We start from the raw sequence: 19,260 nt of genomic DNA, 5'->3' as shown, positions 1-19,260 counted from the left end.
CGTTTCTCAGGACGAAGTTTGTTCACCCGTCGCCCGGACGATCGTGGCGAGCGAGGGCTTCGGCGCCGCGGCGCGGACTTCGCCGTGCTGGTGGACGACGAGCAGCGAGATCGGACAGGCGTGGATCATGCGCTCGGCTTGCAGGCCGAACAGGCGCTCCGAGAGGCCCCACTCGGCCCCCGCGCCCACGATGACGAGGTCGTAGCCACGCGCGGCCTCGGCGAGCGCGGCCTCGGAGGGCACGTCGTGCTCGACCACCTCGAACTTCACCTGGCCCGCGGCCCCGGGCTCCTGGAAAACCTCCTCCATGCGCGCCTTCGCGCCGAGCGGCTTGCCCCCGTCGCGTCCCTTGGCCACCACGTGCAGGACCGTCACGTCGGACCCGGCGATGTGCGTGATCCGCTGGGCGAGGCGCAGCGCCGCGCGATCGTGCGCGCTGCCGAGGAAGGGCACGAGGACGCGGCGGATCTGCGTGAGGCCTCGATCGACGAGCACCGCGACGTCGGCCGGCGCGCGCTTCATGACCTCGTAGACCGTGCCCGAGAGCGCGGCCTTGCCGATGAGCGGCTTGCGCCAGCCGAGCAGCAGGAGATCGGCATGCTTGGCCTCGGCGACGCGGCAGATGTCGACCGAGGGCTCGCCCGAGACGAAGCTCAGCGGCTTGACCGGCACCGAGAGGGACGCGGCGCGCGTGAGCAGCGGTTCGAGCGCGTCGCCGTCGCCCGAGGTGTCGCCGCGCTCCTGGCGCAGGACGAACGAGGCGCGATCGTCGGGATCGATGAGGTGCAGCGCGTAGAGCCGCTCGGCCGCCTCGGGTCCGCCGAGCGCGTGGCCGAGCGTCACCATGCCCGGGCCCGTGCGGTCATCGGCGACGCACATGACGACGGTGAAGGGCGGCGTCTGGCTCACGGGCACGGGCGTCGCCTCGGGCGTGTCGGCGAGCTCCTTGGAGAAGAGCTCGAACGGGTAGACGCGCTCGAGGAGTGGCGTCGTGATGAAGGTGGTGAAGAGCGCCATCAGCACCATCATCGTGAAGAGCGTCGGCGAGATGACGCCGAGATCGAGGCCCAGGTTGAGCGCGACGAGCTCCATGAGCCCGCGGGTGTTCATGAGGAGCCCGATCGCGCTCGACTCGCGCCAGCCGAGGCCGGTGAAGCGCGCGGCGAGGGCGCTTCCGCCGAACTTGCCGAGGCAGGCGAGCAGGATGAGCAAGGCGCAGATGCCCCAGTGGTGCGGGCTCGAGAGCAGGCCGATCTGCGTGCGCAGGCCGCTGTACGCGAAGAACAGGGGCAGGAGCAGGACGACGACGACGTCTTCGAGCTTGTGGGCGAGCGCCTCGGCGAGGCCGCCGTCCTTGGGGATCGCGGCGCCGAGGACGAAGGCGCCAAAGAGCGCGTGGATCCCGATGACCTCCGTGACCATGCTGGAGACGAGCAGCAAGAGGAGCGAGATCGCGACGACGCCCTGGGTGACCTGCTGCCCCGAGCCGACGCGCGCCCCGAGCCGCGCGAGGAAGGGCCGCACGACGAAGAGCATCACCGCGATGTAGCCGAGGGCGAGCACGGTCGTGCGGACGGCGCCGTCGAGTCCGGTCGAGCGGACGGTCGAGACGACGAAGGCGAGCAAGCACCAGGCGGTGACGTCATCGACGGCGGCGCAGGTGATGGCGAGGGCGCCGACCTTGGTCCGGAGCAGGCGGCGCTCGGCGAGGATTCGCGCGAGGACCGGGAACGCCGTGATGCTCATGGCGACGCCCATGAAGAGGGCGAAGGAGGTGAACGGGACGTCGGGCTCCGAGAGGCGGCTGCGGAGCCACGAGGAGGCGAGTACGCCGAGCGCGAAGGGGACGATGATGCTCGTGTGGCTGATGACCACCGAGGCATGGCCGCGGCTCTTGAGGAGCTTCGGGTCGAGCTCGAGCCCGATGAGGAACATGAAGAGCACGAGCCCGACCTGGCTGAGCATGCTCAGCGCGGGCATCGAGCTCTTCGGGAAGACCGCATCCATGACGCCCGGCGCAACCAAGCCGAGGAGCGAAGGGCCGAGGAGGATGCCGGCGGTGATCTCGGCGATGACCATGGGCTGGCCTATCCGCCGGAGGAACGCGCCGAGCAGCCGTGACAGGGCCACGACGACTGTCATCTGCAAGATGAGCAGGGTCAGCGGGTTGTGCGTGATCGCGTGCATGTCTCGGCCTCCTGAGTGATAAGTTATCACTTAGCGCAGGCGGACGGGAAGAGCTGTGACCACCTGCGCTCGGCCGCTTTCGTGCTCAACCGTCGATGCGGGAGCAGCCGGAAATGTCGACGCTTCGTACGAGGAAGCTCGCGCTCTCGACCATGTGGATGACCTTGGTCCAGACGCGCACGCGCGCCTCGTCCTTGGCGCGGTCCAGGATCTCGAGGGTGGTGTTTTTCCCGATCGACCCGACCGTCCTCCGCTCGCCTCCGGCCTCCGCGATGAGCGGCACGTCGTGCTCGCAGCGCAAGCGTTCCTTCACGACGAACGGGGGGTGCCGGATGCCGCCGCGGCTGCCGCCGGACCCGTAGCCGGTGAGCGATCGGCTCGGCTTGAGGTCCGACGTGTTCACCCAGCCAAACACGTAGAGCGTGTCCACGGGGAGCGAGATGCGCGACATGCCGCCGCGGGATTCGAAGACGCTCACGTGGGTCGCCGTCGAGAGCGTGAGGCGGGCGACGGGTTTGCCCTTGGGTTCGAGGGAGAGGGGCACGGGGCTCCCGGGCAGGATGATTTTGACCTCCTTCCGTTTCGCTTCCCCCCCGCCGGGGACGGCGTCCTCCGCCGAGAAGGAGTCGCCTTCGATCCCGACGTCGCCGCACGGACGCGTGGCGCGGAGGGGCGGGTCGAGGACCTCGAGCTCCTCGGAGTCGGGGTGCGTGACGGTGAGGGATTGGCCTTCGGCCGTGGACCAGCCGAGGTGGGCGAAGATCGTCGGGATGGCGAACCCATTCATGACGATGGGTACGTTCGCGCGGAGGACCGAGGCGGAGGCGGGGGTGTGGCCCTCGACGGTGACGCCTTGGTCGCGGATCCGGAGGAGGGTGTCGCCGACGGGTCCGACGGGGATCGAGAGCCGGGCGGCGCCGCCCCGGATGCGGACGAAGGGGGTAGCGTCGGGGAGCAAGGCGAGGTCCGTGACGTCCGCCGCGCCGTTCCATTGCGCTGCCTCGAAGGCGCACGCGACCGCGGCGTCGAGCGCGACGGGCGGAGGCAAGGGTCGTTCGGGGGGTGGCGGGTCCGGGGGCGCGGGAGGCCCGGCGGCGGGAGGCGGCGGGATGGCGACGAGCGGCGGGGGCGCCGCGGGCGGGGGCGGGGAGGCGCAAGCCGCGAGGAGGAGGAGGAGGAGCGGGAAGCCCGGGGCGCGAGGCATGGCGAGCGGCACGGTATCATGGCGCGCGCCTGCTTCCGGCCGGCGGTGACGCATCCCTGTTGACACCCACGGCTGGCATGGCTTGCCATGTCGGCCATGTGGAGCCCTGAAGGCCGCAAGGAGAACGCTCGCGAGCTGCGCCGGATCGCCGACAAAGTCCTGCGATACCGGCAGCTCTGCGACCGCTTCGCGAGTTACTTCCAGCCCGAGAGCGACAACGCCCGCCAGCTCCGTCAGATCCGCAGCAAGCTCGAAGATCTGCGCGGGCGCGCGCTCGATCGGGAGAAGCGGCTCGCCAAGGGCGTCGTGAAGATCGGCGTCGTCGGCCTGGAGAAGCAGGGCAAGAGCGCGTTTCTCTCGGCGTGGCTGAAGAGCGAAAAACTCCTGCCGAGCGAGGCCGAGCGCTGCACCTGGAGCACGACGGTCATCGAGCCGGGCGAGGTCGGGCAGTTTGCCGCGACGGTCACGTACTACAACGAGGCCGACTTCAAGGCGCGCATCCAGAGCTACTTCGACGCGCTCGAGCCGGGGAGCGTCGAGCGCTGGCAGGGCCTGAACCAGTCCGAGATCCTGCGGCTCAAGGCGAGCTTCAAGACGCGCGAAGGCTACGACGTCGACGACCCGGATCGCGCCGGGCGGCGCGAGCAGACGGCGCTCGCCGAGCTCGTGGAGATCAGCGCGGGTCTGTCCGAGATCAAGGCGCGGCTCGGTCGGTCGCCCGAGAAGATCACGGCGAGTAGCCTCGACGCGCTCGCCGAGCAGATCCGGCCGTACATCGCGCTCAAGGACACGAAGAACGGCAACAGGCCCTACCCGGGCGTGCGGGCCGTGAAGATCGTCACGGTCACGATCCCCGTCGAGGGCGCGATGCCCGGCGTCGAGCTGATGGATCTGCCCGGCATCGACGCGCCCTCGGACAAGGCGCGGCGCGACACCGAGGAGGCGCTGGCGAACGACGTCGACGTGACGATCTTCGTCAAGGACATCACGCGGCCGTCGCTCGTGCGAAACGAGGTCGAGCTGCTCCGCATGGCGCAGACGGCCGATCGCAGCATCTCGCTGAAGGACCGGATCTTCGTGGTGCTGACGAAGGTGGATCTCTTCGATCACGCCGACGAGAACGGCAACTGGCACTGGTCGCTGGCGGCGCGCAACTTCCGCGAGCAGGGCGTCGATCGGATCTTCCCGTACTCGAAGGTGTGGGTGCACCAGGGCGTCGACACGCAGCACCCGGTGGCGCGCCAGCTCATGGACTTCTTCGGCACGACGACGCCCGTGAACGGGCTCGACAAGCTGAAGGACGCGGTCGAGCGGTACCTCTCGACCGACGTCGAGGCGCTCGATCGCAAGGTGACGCAGGCGATCAACGGGGAGTTCGGCGAGGTCGAGGCGCTGCTCCGCGGCGTGCTCGTGACCGTGAAGGACGGGCTCAGCGACAGGGAGTTCGATCGGCGCGCCGAGCAGGTCTTCGATCTGCACTACGAGCACATCCAGTCGGGCGAGGATCCGACGGGGCTCCTGCCCGAGATCCGCAAGCGCATGTCGGCCTTCATGGACTTCGAGATGAGCGACACGCAGCGGTCGGCCCGAGCCGCGCGCGCGGACGTGCGGATCGATCAGATCCGCAGCGATCTCCTGGCGCGGCTCACGCCCGAGGAGGCGGAGGCGAAGCGGCGGCAGATGCCGAGCCCGGGTCTCATGAACGAGACGGCCGTCGAGATCGAGATGCGCAAGCAGATGCGCGAGCGCGTGGCGTCGCGGATCGCGGGGCTCGGCGAGGATTTCCGCAACACGGCCCGCGAGAGCGTGGAGCGGATGCTGCACGAGATGTTCATCGAGGCAGGCTACGAAGGCGGGCGGCTCGAGGTGCTGCTCCCGGCGGGCAAGACGCTCATCGAGCGGATCGACGCGCTCGGTCGGTCGGGGCACGTGTCGGAGAGCGTGGTCCGGTACCAGAACCAGGAGATGGCCAAGGCCGACGTCGCGTTCGAGGTGCTCTCGCGGTACTTCGCGCGGCAGATCGTGGACATCCTCGACGCGACGGATCCGTACGATCGCGAGATCCGCGAGCGCGAGATGCGCGGTCTCGAGCAGTTCTTCGGGATGGGGATCGCCGACAAGGCGCAGGCGACGGCGACGGGCGCGGCCGCGGCCGCGAGCGGCGTCATCGGCTCGGTGAAGGCGAAGCTCGGGTTCGGGGAGGAAAAAGCCGACGGGAGCGCGCCGGCCGCCGCGCCCGCACCGGCGCCGGCGATCGGCGGTTTTCCCACGGTGGGCGCGGCGATGCCCGTGGCGAGGCCCCAGGCCCCGCAAGCAGCCGCGGCCCCGGCGGGGAGCACGAAGCCTCCGCAGACGAACCCCGGCGCGGCGCCGGCGCAAGGGGCGACGGCGGGGAACGTGCGCGACTGGTCGAAGATGCTCGCGCGGGTGCGCGTGGACGTGGAGCGGATCTGCGACTTCCTCGAAGCGCTGGCGAAGCACCCGCGCGGCCTGCAGAAGTACCACGAGGAGGCGGTGCGCACGGTGCACGACTCGTGGCTCGATCGGGAAGGGGAGCAGTCGCTCCGGCGCTGGGTGCGCAGCGAGTGCGCGCGGATCTGGCCGCACAAGTTCGCCGCGATCGAGGCCGAGAAGGATCGGGCGCGCGCGGACATCGAGGCGCTCGAAGAGCTCTTCGGCGGGAGCGCGCCCGTCACGAAGTCCGAACCGCAGAAGCCCGCCGCGGCCAGGCCCGCGACGGCAGGAGCGTGATCCGTGGCCTACGATCTCGCGCGTTTGTCGAGTTACGTTCGGTTTTACCAGACGGTCGTGAACCAGCTCGCGGCCGCCTGGCAGAACCTCACGCGCCTGCATTTCGTGGCGAAGGACGCGCTCGCCCCGCTCGCCGAGCCGCTCGCGCCCGTCGCCTATGCGCCGCTCCTCGCCGCGCTGGAAGATCCCGCGCCGTCGGAGGAAGCGATCGCCGCGCTTTGGCGGCCGGTCGACGAGAAAGACCTTTCGGATCTGAACGACATCTACGAGGTCGCCGGGAGGTTCGGCTTCCAGGGCGAGGACAACCAGAACCTCGCGCGCGTGCAGCGGCTCGTCGCGTCCGCGCGGAACGAGATCCTCGGGCATCGGCGCAGGCTGTCCGATCTGCGCGAGCTGCCGAACGCGGCGCGCGCCGCGGCCGCGCGCCTGCGCGCCGAGGAGGAGGCGCGCGCGGCCGCCGAGCGGGCCGAGAAGATGGCCGCGTTCGGCCCGCTCGCCGAGACCGTGGTGACGCGCGCGAAGCAGACGATCGACGCGGTGCGCGCGGTGCCGTTCCCGGATCTCTCGAACGCCGAGACCGCGGCCGAGGAGTACCGCAAGCACGCGGCGAAGCTCGATCACGTCTACCAGACGTGTTTGCCCTTCCTGCGCAAGGCGATCCAGAACCTCTACGCGTTCGTGAACGCCGAGCCGACCGCGTCGTGGCCGGACACGCTGCCGATCACGAAGGATCTGCCGCCGGAGCTCGTCACCGTGCCGCCGGCCGGATCGCAGGAGCTCACGCAGGCGCGCGCGAGCGTCGCGTCCCTCGCCGAGGAGGAGATCCAGCTCGGGCGCGCGCGTGACGCCGTCTCCACGGCCGCGGCGCGGCTCGAAGGGGAGATGGCCGCGGCGCAGATGAAGGACGCCGAGATCGCGCAGGAGATCGCGACGGCGCACGCCATCCTGGATCTCGCGGTGGCCGCCGAGCAGGCGGAGGCGACGCGGATCGAGCTCGAAGGGCTCGCGGCGCAGCGGGCGTCGCGGGTCGAGAGCGCGGGCGCGGTGCTGTCACGGCAGCGGCAGATCGAGGCGGCGATCAAGCTGCTCGAGGACGAGCTCAGGCGAAGGCACGGAGAGCTCGGGGCGCTCGAAGCGCAGCTCGTGGAGACACGCAAGGACGAGCCGGTCCTCTTCGGCAAGGACGAGTGGCGCGCGAAGGTCGCCGCGATGGAGGAGCAGAAGGCCCAGCAGCAGGCGGTCTACGGGCAAAGGCTCGCGACGCTGCAGCAGTTCCAGATCGATCACTCGAGCGTGTCGGTCGAGGTGCAGACGGAGCAGCAGAAGCAAGCGCTGCTCGAGCGGCAGATCGTGGAGGCGCAAAGCAAGGCCGCGACGCTGGAGCTGACGATCCGGGAGATCGGGACGAAGCTCGGGGCGGCGAGGCCGTCGCGGGCGGTGTCCGCGGACGACGCGCGCAAGGCGCTCGCATCGCTGCAGCAGGCGAAGCTCGGCGTGGCCGAGCGGATGGAGGCGCTCAAGGCCGAGATGCGGCGGCAGAAGGACGAGGCCGTGCGCGTGCTCAACCGCATGAAGCAGATCGGCGTGGAGCGGCAGCACGTGACCACGATGGTGCAGAGCGCGGAGACGGCCGCGACGCAGGGCCGCGAGGAGGCGCTCCGGCAGCTCGCGCGCGAGCGGCGGGCCGGCGTGGAGCGGCACGTGGGCGAGGTGCTCTCGACGCTGGAGAAGTCGATCGCGCACGTGGGGCCGGTGTTCGTGGATCCGGCGCGGGATCTGCTCGTCGCCGCGACGGAGCCGAAGGCCGAGGTGACGACGCGCGTGCTCGAAGCCGCGGACGCCGCGGCGCCCGTGGTGGACAGGCTCTCCAAGGAGCTCGATCCGGAGCTGCTCGCGCAGGACGCGACGCTCGGGCAGATCCAGCGCGAGTTCTGCGACGTGGCCGAGGCCGCGTGTATCACGGCGTGGGGCGGATGATCAGGCGCCGGCCCGGGTCGTCGCCCGGGTCGTCGCCCGCGAGCCACTCCTTGCAGAGGCCGAGCAGGCGGGCGTTCGCGGCGCGCCGTTCGAGGAACGACTGGCGGAGTTCGTCGTCGAGGATGGTCGCCGCGCGCTTGTGAATGTCGGCCCGGGCCGCGGCGAGCATCGCGCGCGCTTCGTGGTGCGTGCCGAGCTGGAGGAGCGCCTCGACGCGGAGGAGCGTGATCTCGGGCGGCGCCGGGGCCGGATGCGCGCCGCGGACAGGGCGCAAGGCGAGGGCGCGATCGACGAGCGTGAGCGTCTTGTCGGGCTCCTTCGAGGCGAGGAAGAACGCCGCACGCACGCCGTAGAGCGCGCCAGGAGGCGCACCGGCGGCCCGGAGCGGGCCGAGCATCCGATCGGCCTTGTCGAGCTCGCCGAGCGCGATGCTGGCGCGCGCCGCGAGCAGGCGCGCGCGCCGCGCCGCGAGCCGCTCGCCCCGTGACTCGGCTTGCTTCACCACGTCCTCGGCCATCTCGCGCGCCGGGATGAACGCGCCGCGCTCCAGGCTGCGCAGGGCCTCGAACGTGCTGCCCACGATCGAGGTGAGGCTGCCTTCGGGCTCCTGATCGAGGGCCTCCTGGAGCGCCTTGTCCGCGAGCTCGTGCGCGCCGAGGAGCAGGAGATCGAGGCCGACGTGGACGCGCGCATAAGGCAGGTAGCGACGGTCGCCGATCGTCTTGAAGCGCAGGACGCTCTCGCGATCGAGCCCGAGCGCGGCCCAGGGGTCCTGCTCGACCGCGCGCGCCCAGTGGGCGTGCGTGTGCAGCGTCCACGCGGCGACGACGGGCTCGCGCTCGGCGGCGGCGGCCGTGACGAGCCGCATGCGATCGAGGTAGGGCAGGGCCGCGGCCGGCTCGTGGTCGAGGAGCGAGTCGATCGTGGCGCTGAAGGCCCAGGAGAGCGCGAGGACCGCGTCGGGCGAGGGGCGCTCGTGGAGGAGCTTCTGGAAGAGCTCGGCCGCGCCCCGCGCGTCGCCCTGGGCGAGCGCGGAGCGGATGGCGCCGCCGAGCGCGCGGGCGTGGTGGCGACTGCCCGGCGTCGCGTAGATGAAGGCGCAACGCGCGGCCTCGTAGGCGCGGGCGTGGCTCGATCGCCAGGTCTGCGCGTCCGTGGCGATGGCCCAGAGCTCGGCCGCGGCCTCGCCGTCGGCGCCGAGATCGAGGCCCCGCTTGGCGAGCTCGATGGCCGCTTCGAGGGCGCCGCCCGAAAGCGCTTGTTCCGCCGCGCGTACGTAAAACTCGACCGCGCGGGGACCGTCGCCGGCGCGCTCGAAGTGGAGCGCGAGCACGCTCGGATCGTTCTCGCCGGCCGAGAGCAACCACTCGGCGGCGCGGCGATGGCCGAACTGCCGATCGTCGTCCGTGAGCCGCCCATACGCCGCCTCGCGCAGGAGCGGGTGGCGGAAGGCGTACTCGGTCTCGCCCGCGAAGCGGCTCTGCCTTCGCCGCGTGAGCAGCTCGCAGTCGCAGAGCCGGTCGAGCGTCTTGCCGAGCGAGACCGTGGGTTCGCCGTGGCCGAAGACGATCGGGCGCAGGGCCCCCTCCCACGCCGCCTCGCCGAAGATGCTCGCGGCGCGCAGCACCCGCCGCGCCTCGTCGTCGAGCGACTTCGAATCGATGCGCGCGTCCACCATGCCCCGCACCGTCTCGGGCAGGGCGCCGCCGCGGCCCTCGTTCACCGCGCGGATGAGCTCTTCCAGGTAAAACGCGTTGCCCGCCCCGAGCTCGACGATGCGATCGACCACGATGCGCGGCGTCTGCGGGCCGAGCGCGCTCCGGACGATCTGCTCGGCGTCGTCCTTGTCGAGCGGGTGGAGCCGCACGTCCTGCACCTCGCGGCCTTCCCACAGGCCCGGCAGCCGCTCGCGCACGTCGGGCCGGGCCAGCGCGAGCACCGCGAACCGACGGTCGCGGAGCGCGTCGAGCGCGGCGTCCACGAGCTTCAGCGACGCGGCGTCGCTCCACTCGAGCTCTTCGAGCACGAGCAGGAACGGGGTCGTCTCCGTGAGCCCGCGAATGAAATCGAAGAACGCTTCCTTGATGTGATCGGCCATCAGGGCCGCGTCGCTGCGCGCGGCCCGGAGCTCGGTCCGGCCCTCGTCGGGGAACTGCAAGCCCACGACCTCGCCCAGGAACTCCGTCACGCGCCGCTTGTCCGGGCCGGCGAGGTACGTTCCGACGAGCGCGCGCAGTTTTTCCTGGCTCGCGTCGACGGGTTCGCCCGCGGAGATCCCGGCGGCGCTGCGCAGCGCGGAGCCGACGATGGTGAAGGCCGATCCGGCGCGCAGCGGATCGCCGCGGCCGTGGACGACGCTGAGGGTCGGCTTCTCGACGGCGAGGCGCTCGACGAGCTCGAACCGCAGGCGTGACTTGCCGGCGCCCGGCTCGCCGAGCACGAGCACGGCCTTCGGCTTCTTGCCCTGGAGCGCCTGCTCGACGTACTTGCGAACCGTGCCGAGCTCCTCGTCGCGCCCGACGTAAGGGCTGGGTTTGCCGAGCAGCGTGCGCACCGCGCGCGTGGCCTCGCGCTCGCCGCGCAGCCAGAACTCGCCGAGGTAACTCGCCACCTCGAAGCGCGCATCCAGGAAGGCGCACGCGACATCGTTGATGCGCACGGGCCTCGGCCCCTTGCCTCCGTCGAGCGTCGGCATGTCGAGCAGGTGGAAGACGCCGTCGAGCATCTTGCCGACGGGCGCCTTGTCGTTCGCCTCGGCGTACGCCGCGAAGATCGCCACGCGCGAGCCCTTCGCGAGCCCCGCGATCTCGAGCGCGAGCCGGGCCGCGCGGCCCGCGATCTCGGTGGGGTTGCCGCGGCCCTGGATCTTGATGAGCAGCGCCACGCCGGGCAGCTCGTGGAACTGCTCGTTTTTCTTCGGATCGACCTCGGCGCGGATCGCCGCGACGACCTCGGGCGGCATCCCGCGCGGGGGTTTGTCGGAGAGGAGGTCGTCGGCGTCGGGGACGGGCTTCGCCGCGACCACGAAGAGGAGCTGTTTTTCCTGCGGGCTCATCCGCTCGCTCCCGGGGACGGCCGGCGGCGGCGGGATCGGCGTGAGCTTGCGCGCCCAGGGGTCGTTCGGCGAGGCGGGCGGGTAGGTCGTGATGACCGGGTTCGAGCGCCGGTCCGGCGGCCGCGTCGACGCCTTTTTCGCCATGCCCTCGAGCGTGTTCGCGACGGTGGCGCCGTTCTGCGGCCGCTGCGAAGGATCCTTCGAGAGCATGCGGGCCACGAGCTCGGAGAGCGCGTACGGCACCTCGGGGCGGATCTCGGCGACGCGCGGCACCTCGGCCATGACGATCTTCGCGAGCACGACGTGCTGCGGGCCCCCCTCGAAGGCCCTGCGGCCCGTGAGGCATTCGAAGAGCACGGCGCCGAGGCAGAACATGTCCGCCGCCGCGCCCACGTTCCCGCCGTAGTCGATCTGCTCGGGCGCCATGTACCCGACGGTCCCGATGACCACGCCCGTCGAGGTCATGTGTCCGCCCGCGAGCAGCGCGATGCCGAAGTCGAGCACCTTCACCCGCTCGACGTCGGAGGCCACGAGGTAGAGGTTCGAGGGCTTGATGTCGCGGTGCACGACGTCCGCCGCGTGCGCCGCGCCGAGGGCCAGGGCCACGCGCAGGCCGAGCTTGATCGTGTCGTAGATGCTCAGCGGGCCGTTCTTCAGCACGTCGTCGAGGCCCCGGCCGTCGAGCCACTCCGTGGCGAGCCAGGGCTCGCCATCGATCATCCCGTGGTCGACGTAGCGGACGATGTGCGGATGGTCGTAGAGGTGCCGGGAGAGGATCTCGATCTCGCGGCGAAACCTGCGGATCATGCTCTCTTTCGGCGTGGATCCGTCCCTCGGTTCCGCGACGAACTTGATGGCGACGCGCGCGCGCGTGTCCTTCTCGTAGGCGGGCCAGACGATGCCCATCCCACCGATGATCGGCCGCCCATCGAGCACGAAACGCCCGCCGATGACGTCACCTGACTTGCGCACTGCTCACGAGGATGCACCAGCGGTGGGGGAGGAGCGCAAGAGGGACGCGGGCGGCTTCACCGCGGAGACGGATTTTACGGCGGCGTGGTCCCTGGCCTCTCGCAAGCCTCGACGAATCCCTGCTGGCAGGCGCGCGCGCGCAGCCTGCGCTCCTCCTCCGGGTCCGGCGCGAGGCGACCCAGGCTCTCGTGGTGCATCCGGGCGAGGGCCGCGCAGGACTTGCCATGGGCCCTCTCGCAGGCGATCCGGTAGTGACTCGCCGCGAGGTCGAGGTCCCGCGGGAGCAACTCTCCGCGCTCGTACAGGCGGGCGAGGTTGTGGCAGGCGAGCGGCTCCTTCTGGTCGCAGGCGGAGTGGTAAAGCCCGAGCGCTCGGCTCAGGTCCCGCCGGACCTCCTCGCCACGCTCGAGGAAGACGGCGAGGTTGTTGCAGCCGAGGGGCTCTTTCTGATCGCAGGCGCTGGTGTGCAGGGCGAGGCCTCGGCGCACGTCCTTGGGCAGGCAGGAGCCTTCCGTGTACGCATTGCCGAGGTTCGTGCACCCGAGCGGCTCGCCGCCCGCGCAGGCGTGCTTGTACTCGGCGACGGCCTTGCACATGTCCGGCGCGACCCCGAGCCCCTTGTCGTAGAGGAATCCGAGGTTGTTGCAGCCGAGCAGATCGCCGCCGCCGCAGGCCTGCGTGAAGAGCGCGTGCGCGCGGGTGAAGTCGACGGGGCCGCCGCGCCCCTCGCGCACGAGGTTGCCGAGGTTCACGCACGCGCCGGCGTCGCCGAGGCTGCAGCCGCGATCGTAGGCCACGCGCGCGCTCTCAGGGGACGTGGGCGTGAGGCCCCCGTTTCCGTTTTCGAGGAGCAGGCCCTCGTTGCGGCAGCCGATGCCGAAGCCGAGCTTGCACGCCTTGCGGTAGAGCTCGCGCGCCTGGAAGACATCCATGGGCACGCCGAGCCCGTCCTCGTAGAGGTTGCCGAGGTTCGTGCAGGCCCGGGCGCTGCCGAGGTCGCACCCGCGTGCATAGACCTGCCCCGCGCGCGCCAGATCGACGGGCACGCCTTTGCCATTGTGGAGGAGCCAGCCGAGGTCGTTGCAGCCGTTCGCGTCGCCGTAGTCGCAGCCTTTTTCGTAGAAGGACGCGGCCGTCTCGCGGCCGCTCGGCATTCCGCGCTCGACGCGGATGCCGAGCTCGGTGCAGCTCGGTCCGTCGCCCTCGATGCAACGCGCGCGGAGCGTCTGGGGAGTCGCGGCGGCGAGGGCGGCCGGATCAGCCGGATTCGGGACTACCTGTGTCGCGCAGCCGAGGAGCGCCGCGGCGGGGAGGGCGAGGAGGGCAGAGCGCATGGCAGCGTCGGGGCTAGTCCAAAGGCGTCCGGGATCCAAGAGGCTCGGCGCGTAGCTTTTTGCGCAGCCAAGAAGCCCTTGCGGACCTTGCCACGGCGCGCGAGGTTGGATAAGAGCACGCGCACCAAAGCTTCTTCTTCGCCCGGATTCACCGGCCATCTTCGCGGACCATGCAGGGAAACGAGCTCGTCGCCGTCACGCGGCCCTTTGCCTCCGAGGATCGGGCCCGCAGCGTCTACCACGTCGCCTCGACCTTCGCGGTCCTGGCGCTCGCGACGGCCGTGGCCGCGGCCGCGCCGTACAAGCCGCTCCGGATCCTCGGCAGCGTGATCGAGGGCCTCGTGATCGTGCGCGCGTTCATTCTCGCGCACGACTTCCATCACGGCGCGCTCCTGCGCAAGTCCAAGGTGGGCAGCGTGATCTTCGGCCTCTACGGCGCGCTCGTGCTGACGCCGCCGCGGGTCTGGCGACAGACGCACAACTACCACCACGCGCACACGGCGAAGATCGTGGGCGCGCAGATCGGCTCGTATCCGGTGATGACGGTGGAGATGTGGAAGCGGGCGCCGCGCGGCAAGCGCATCGCGTATGCGCTCGCTCGCCATCCGCTGACGATCCTCTTCGGGTACGTGACGATCTTCCTCGGCGGGATGTGCATCTCGGCGTTCCTGCGAAACCCCAAGGAGAACTGGGATTCGGCGGCGGCGCTCGTGCTGCACGCGGCGCTGGTCACGACGATCACGTATTTCTTCGGCTGGGAGATGACGCTGCTCGTGCTCGTGGGCCCGCTGTTCATCGCCTGCGCGCTCGGCTCGTATCTCTTTTATGCGCAGCACAACTTCCCGGGCGTGCACATGCAGCCGCGGCAAACGTGGACGTTCGCGCGCGCGGCCGTGGAGTCGTCGAGCTTCATGCGCTGCGGGCCCCTCATGAGTTACTTCACGGGCGACATCGGCTATCACCACGTGCACCACCTGAACGCGGCGATCCCGTTCTACCGGCTGCGCGAGGCGATGGCCGCGATCCCCGAGCTCCAGGTCGAGCCGCAGACGAGCCTGTCGCCGCGCGACATCCTGCATTGCTTCTCGCTGAAGCTCTGGGACCCGCAGGCCGGCAAGATGGTGCCGTACCCGAAGGACGCACCTCCCGCGGAAGTGGCAGAGCCGGCTTGACTTGGGCCGCCGCGCCGGGGCGCTGCCCCGGACCCCGCGGGGGCTGTTCGCCCCTCGACCCGAACCAGCGCAAGCGCTGGACTCGGGGTGGAAGAACCGCGCGATGCGCGGTTCTTCCAACGGCCCGGTGGCAAGACCAGCGACAGCGTTGCCAGTCACGGCGGTCTTGGTTTGGCAGGGTCGCCCGCCGGTCTTGCCTCGGCCTGTTCGATGAACTGCGCGGAGCGCAGTTCATCGACCCCGGGTCCAGCGCTTGCGCTGGTCCGGGTGCAGGGGCGGACAGCCCCTGCTGGGGCCTGGGGCAACGCCCCAGCGCAGCGGCTTCGACATGAGACCCATGCTCAGTGGCGGCTCATGCGGCGGATGTAGGCCCGGAGCGCTTTCACGGTTGCCTCGTCGAGATCCGGGTTCGCGGGCATCATCATGCTCTTGCCCACGGGGCGGCCGCCCTCGCGGATGATGCGCTCGATCGATTCGTCCTTCGTGGCGGTTTGCCATTGCGGGTCGCCGAAATCACGCGGCCTCGGCACGAGGTTCACCGCGGCCGGGCCGTCGCCGCGCCCGTTTGCGCCGTGGCAAGGACCACATCGAGACTCGTAGAGCTTGCGCGTCTCTTCGAGCGCCGCGCCCGAGAGCTCCTGCCGCGGCGCTTCTTCCACCGAGAGCCGCGCGAGCGGGCGGGCATAAGGCATGAACGGCCAGGGGATCCCCACGAGAATGCACACGAGGGCGAGCCCCGCGCCCCACGCCGCGCGCTTGTGTTTGTCCGCGTCGCTCGTGCTTCGCCGCACGCGCACGCGGCCGACGTGGGCGCAGGCGAGCGCGAGCACCATCGAGAACACGTGCTCCACGAGGAAAAACCGGAGCGCCGAGGTGCGCATCGCGCCGCCGGGATCCTGGAACGCGAGGCGCGTGATGGGGCTCAGCCACAGATACATCACGAGGCCGAGCGTGAGCTGGAGATCGAGCGCGGCGACGAAGAAGAGCCCGAGCCGGTCGTGGGAACGCTCGTACGTGCCGGATCGCCCGCGCGCGCGAGCCGACGTGACGGTGACGCCGAGGCCGAGCCCGAGGACGATCCAGCGAAGCCAGGAATGGAGCGTGAGGACGATCGGATAGAGCATTCGGCGGCCCCACCTTGCCACGCGCGCCGTCGGTTCGGCAGGACGATCGAGCGAGCGCGGCGGCGAAAGACTGCCGATCGAGGCCTCGCCGGGCTTGCGAAGCGGACGACGAGAGGCGCAGACTCGCGCCGCCCGAAGGGGCGCGGAGGGCAGCCGGTGGGACGTTATCTCGAAGTCGCGGCAGAGATCGCAGGCGAGACGGTCGTGGCTCGGTGCGCGCCGGAGCAGGCGCTCGAAGCGCGCACGATGATCGACCGGGGGTTCGGCCCGCTCGCCGGACGAAAGCCGGGGCTCGCAGGCGCGGTGGTCGTGTTCGGCTGGGCCGCCTACCGGCTCGAGCGGCGCGAGGGCCAGCTCCTCGTGTGCGAGCCCGACTTCGACGAGGATCCGCGGCAATTCCGGCCCGACGTGACGGCGTCGCTCCGCGTCGTGGCGCGGCAGGTGGGGCTCGTGAAGATGCTCGGCGTCAAGCCCGACGGGTGCCGCTTCGACGACAAGATCGTCGCGGATCGCGCGGCGCTGCGCGCCCGCGAGGTGGTTCTGCATCGGACGGGGCTCGCGAAGGGCGGGGACTCCGGCTGGTACATGGGCCGCGCGGATGCCAAGGGAAAACCATCGGCCGAGGAGCTCGCGGGCTTCATGAGCTGCGGGCTCGTGCGGCTCGGCCGCGAGCGGCTGCTCGATGTGCTGGCGCTGCCCGTCGGGTACATCGCGCGCTTCGACGGCGACACGCTCCTCGGGATCGCCGACGCGCGGAATCGGGAAGTGTATTCGCCGAAGCGCGCGCGTAGCTGACCGGCTCCCCCACGGGGACGCTTGGCAGGACCTTCGAGGCGCGGTAAGCCGCCGGGGCCATGCCGGACTCGAACGCGCATCCGAGGAGAACGTGGACCGTGCTTTTCGTGGCGACGCTCGCCGCGTGCAGCCGCGGCTCCGCGCCGTCGGAGGTCTCCTCGCCGCCTTTGGGTTCGCCGGGAGCGACCGAGGCGGCGGCGTCGGGGGCACAGGCTTCGGCGAACGCGCCGCCGCGGAGGAGCGCGCGGCTCGACGATCCGCGGTGGCAGCGGGCGATGGATGACGATCCGGCGGGGCTTCAGGCGCTCGCGGACACGCTCGGCGCGGCGGGGCTCGTGGACGCGCTCGGGGATGGCGGGGCGATCACGAAGACGGCGCTCCTCGCTTTGCCGCTCGCGGACGACGCGGATCTCGCGCTCGGCGTGCTCGGGAAGCGGGCGCTCGCGGCCGCGGACGAGGAGCGCGGGCCCACGCTCGAAGCCCTCCTCGGCGTGGCGGGCCGGCCTGCGACCGCGCGGGAGCCGCTCGATCCGGAGGGCGCCGCGGAGGCGGCCGCGGCCGTGGTCACGATCGCGACGAACACCGCGCTCCCGCGGGAACACCGGGCGCTCGCGGTCTCGGCGGCGCGGGCGCTCGCGGAGAAGAAGCTCGTCGACCCGGCGAAGATCCCGAGCGATCTCGATCCTCCCTGAATCGAAAAAGGCTGGAACATCGGGAGCGCCCAGGTTTGGCGCGCCGATCGGGCTTTCCATTTCGTGGGTCAAGCACATTTCTGGCAGCTCCGCGGCCGATATCGGTGCTGGTATTGCTTGAGTGCGCCACGTTTGCCGGGCGAAGCTCCGTTCATGGTAAACGGATCGACCATTCACCGTGGGGCCGTGGCGGGGGTTTTCGGGGCGACGCTCTTCCTTTCGTCGAGCGCGTTTGCCACGACATACCAGGTCGGGCCGGGCAAACCCCATGCGAGCCTGAAAACGGTGGCGTCGCTTTTGCAGCCGGGCGACGTGGTGGAGGTCTCCGGGAACACGACGTACGCGGGCGACGTCAAGCTCACGAAATCGGGCACGGCTTCGAACAAGATCACGATTCGCGGCGTGCGGGCGGCCGGCAAGCGCCCGGTGCTCTCGGGCGGGACGAACACGCTCGAGGTCGGGGCGAACCATTACGTGATCGAGGGCTTCGAGGTGGTGGGCGGCAGCTCGCGGTGTGTCTTCCACCGCGGGCACGACGTCACGATCCGGGACACGGCGGTCCACGATTGCCCTTCGCACGGCATCCTCGGCGCGATGGACGGCTCCGGCTCGCTGACGCTCGAATACGTCGAGGTCTACAAGGCGGGCCTCGGCGACAAGCGCCACCCCATTTACATGGACACGGACGAGAACACCCATCCCGGCGCCGTGTTCCGGATGCAGCATTGCTTCGTGCACGACGGCCTCGGCGGCCACGCGGTGAAGAGCCGGGCCGAGCGGAACGAGATTTATTACAACTGGATCGAGGGCGCCTATTACCGGGAGCTCGAGCTCGTGGCGCCGGACGGCGAGGCCGAGGATGTGGCGCGCGAGGACGGCGACATCGTGGGGAACGTCTTCCGCAAGACGGGGACGTTTTACACGGTGCGGCTCGGGAGCGACGCGACGGGCGGGTCGACGAACGGGCGATATCGCTTCGTGAACAACACGTTCCTCCTCCCGCAGAACGCGAAGCCGGTGGTGGAGATTTTCTGGGGCATCGAGAGCATCGAGATGCACAACAACGCGTTTTACCGGGTCGGGGGAGGCGCGGTCACGATCCTGAAGCTCACGGACGTGGCGTGGGCGGCAGGCAAGGCGGTGATCGGGGGACGGAACAACTGGGTGCCGCAGGGGAGCACGGTGCCGTCGCAATGGCAGGGGACGATTCAGGGGAGCAATCCGAAGTTCGTGGACCTCGCGGCGTTCGACCTGCGCCCCGCGGCAGATAGCCCCCTCCGGGACGCGGGCGCCGCCGCGCCGGCAAGCCCGGCGGGGTATCCCTTCCCGTCGCCGCTCGCGACGCCGCTGTTCGTGCCGCCGGCCAAAAAGATCGTGACGGACGCGGGGCTGCTCGGTCGGGCCGCGGCGGGGGCGATCGATATCGGCGCGTACGAGGGGGCAGGGCTCGGGGGCGTCAAGGAAGAGGCGGAAACGGAGGCGGAGGCGGAAGTGGAAGCGGAGGCAGGAGCGGAGGCGGAAGCGGACGCGGACCCGGTAGGCGCCGAGGAGAATGCCGCTGGCATTGCGTGCGCGGTCGGGCCCGGACGAACGACGGGCGCGGCGTGGATGGGTGGGCTTCTGGCAGGGATGGCGGCGATGGCCTGGCGGAGGCGGCGGGCGTAGGCGTCGTGCGCGGGCGTGCTGCGCTGGGCCCGCTCAATGGGCCCGGATGAGCTTGCTGAACTCCAGCACACGGATGTCCCCGGCGAACCCCGAAAGAGGCGAGGAGATACCGCCCGCGACTCCTTACCGCGAACGCGCCGACCTGACCCCCAGCCGGGGACCCCTGTGAGGTAGGCAAGCCGACATCAATCCCCAGCCGGAGACCCCTGTGAGGTAGGCAAGCCGACATCAATCCCCAGCCGGAGACCCCTGTGAGGTAGGCAAGCCGACATCAATCCCCAGCCGGAGACCCCTGCGAGGTAGGCAAGCCGACATCAATCCCCAGCCGGGGA

The 19,260-nt window shown here is 70.7% G+C and carries 11 protein-coding genes; 6 read left to right on the top strand and 5 right to left on the bottom strand.

Going from position 1 to position 19,260, the window contains the following annotated elements; all coding sequences use genetic code 11:
- Nucleotides 1-6: 6 nt before the first annotated feature.
- Complete coding sequence (locus QHF83_RS23490; RefSeq protein ID WP_282420150.1) at nucleotides 7-2,187, bottom strand: cation:proton antiporter; 2,181 nt, start codon at nucleotides 2,185-2,187, stop codon at nucleotides 7-9.
- Between the two features lie 85 nt (nucleotides 2,188-2,272).
- Complete coding sequence (locus tag QHF83_RS23485; protein ID WP_282420149.1) at nucleotides 2,273-3,391, bottom strand: hypothetical protein; 1,119 nt, start codon at nucleotides 3,389-3,391, stop codon at nucleotides 2,273-2,275.
- A gap of 96 nt (nucleotides 3,392-3,487) precedes the next feature.
- Between QHF83_RS23485 and QHF83_RS23480 the strand changes: the two genes are divergently transcribed.
- Complete coding sequence (locus QHF83_RS23480; protein WP_282420148.1) at nucleotides 3,488-6,142, top strand: dynamin family protein; 2,655 nt, start codon at nucleotides 3,488-3,490, stop codon at nucleotides 6,140-6,142.
- A gap of 3 nt (nucleotides 6,143-6,145) precedes the next feature.
- Nucleotides 6,146-8,119 (top strand): hypothetical protein, encoded by a 1,974-nt coding sequence (locus tag QHF83_RS23475; protein WP_282420147.1) that lies wholly within the window; start codon nucleotides 6,146-6,148, stop codon nucleotides 8,117-8,119.
- Here the strand turns inward: QHF83_RS23475 and QHF83_RS23470 are convergent.
- Both QHF83_RS23470 and QHF83_RS23465 read right to left on the bottom strand, forming a co-directional pair.
- Complete coding sequence (locus QHF83_RS23470) at nucleotides 8,100-12,146, bottom strand: serine/threonine-protein kinase (protein WP_282420146.1); 4,047 nt, start codon at nucleotides 12,144-12,146, stop codon at nucleotides 8,100-8,102. The genes QHF83_RS23475 and QHF83_RS23470 overlap by 20 nt on opposite strands.
- 74 nt (nucleotides 12,147-12,220) lie before the next feature.
- Nucleotides 12,221-13,480 carry a tetratricopeptide repeat protein gene (locus QHF83_RS23465; RefSeq protein WP_282420145.1) on the bottom strand — a complete coding sequence of 420 codons (1,260 nt, stop codon included), beginning with the start codon at nucleotides 13,478-13,480 and terminating at the stop codon, nucleotides 12,221-12,223.
- A 170-nt stretch (nucleotides 13,481-13,650) separates the two neighbouring features.
- On the opposite strand from QHF83_RS23465, the gene QHF83_RS23460 reads away from it, so the two are divergent.
- Nucleotides 13,651-14,652, top strand: a complete 1,002-nt coding sequence (locus QHF83_RS23460) for a fatty acid desaturase (RefSeq protein WP_282420144.1) — start codon at nucleotides 13,651-13,653, stop codon at nucleotides 14,650-14,652.
- 341 nt (nucleotides 14,653-14,993) lie between these two features.
- Here the strand turns inward: QHF83_RS23460 and QHF83_RS23455 are convergent, their stop codons facing one another.
- Nucleotides 14,994-15,776: a cytochrome c gene (locus QHF83_RS23455; protein WP_282420143.1), complete on the bottom strand. Its 783-nt coding sequence runs from the start codon at nucleotides 15,774-15,776 to the stop codon at nucleotides 14,994-14,996.
- A 156-nt stretch (nucleotides 15,777-15,932) separates the two neighbouring features.
- Between QHF83_RS23455 and QHF83_RS23450 the strand changes: the two genes are divergently transcribed.
- The 3 genes from QHF83_RS23450 to QHF83_RS23440 all read left to right on the top strand — a co-directional run bounded on the left by QHF83_RS23450 (nucleotide 15,933) and on the right by QHF83_RS23440 (nucleotide 18,928).
- Nucleotides 15,933-16,571 carry a hypothetical protein gene (locus QHF83_RS23450; RefSeq protein ID WP_282420142.1) on the top strand — a complete coding sequence of 213 codons (639 nt, stop codon included), beginning with the start codon at nucleotides 15,933-15,935 and terminating at the stop codon, nucleotides 16,569-16,571.
- Nucleotides 16,572-16,630: 59 nt separating this feature from the next.
- Entirely contained in the window at nucleotides 16,631-17,263 is a 633-nt protein-coding gene (locus tag QHF83_RS23445; protein ID WP_282420141.1) for a thiamine biosynthesis protein, read from the top strand.
- A 153-nt stretch (nucleotides 17,264-17,416) separates the two neighbouring features.
- Nucleotides 17,417-18,928, top strand: a complete 1,512-nt coding sequence (locus QHF83_RS23440; RefSeq protein ID WP_282420140.1) for a hypothetical protein — start codon at nucleotides 17,417-17,419, stop codon at nucleotides 18,926-18,928.
- The last annotated feature ends 332 nt before the right edge of the window (nucleotides 18,929-19,260 follow it).

The sequence above is a fragment of the Polyangium sp. 15x6 genome (assembly GCF_029960785.1).
Lineage (GTDB): Bacteria > Myxococcota_A > Polyangia > Polyangiales > Polyangiaceae > Polyangium.
Note: the sequence above shows the minus strand (reverse complement) of the source record. Positions and strands in the feature narration are given on the sequence as shown.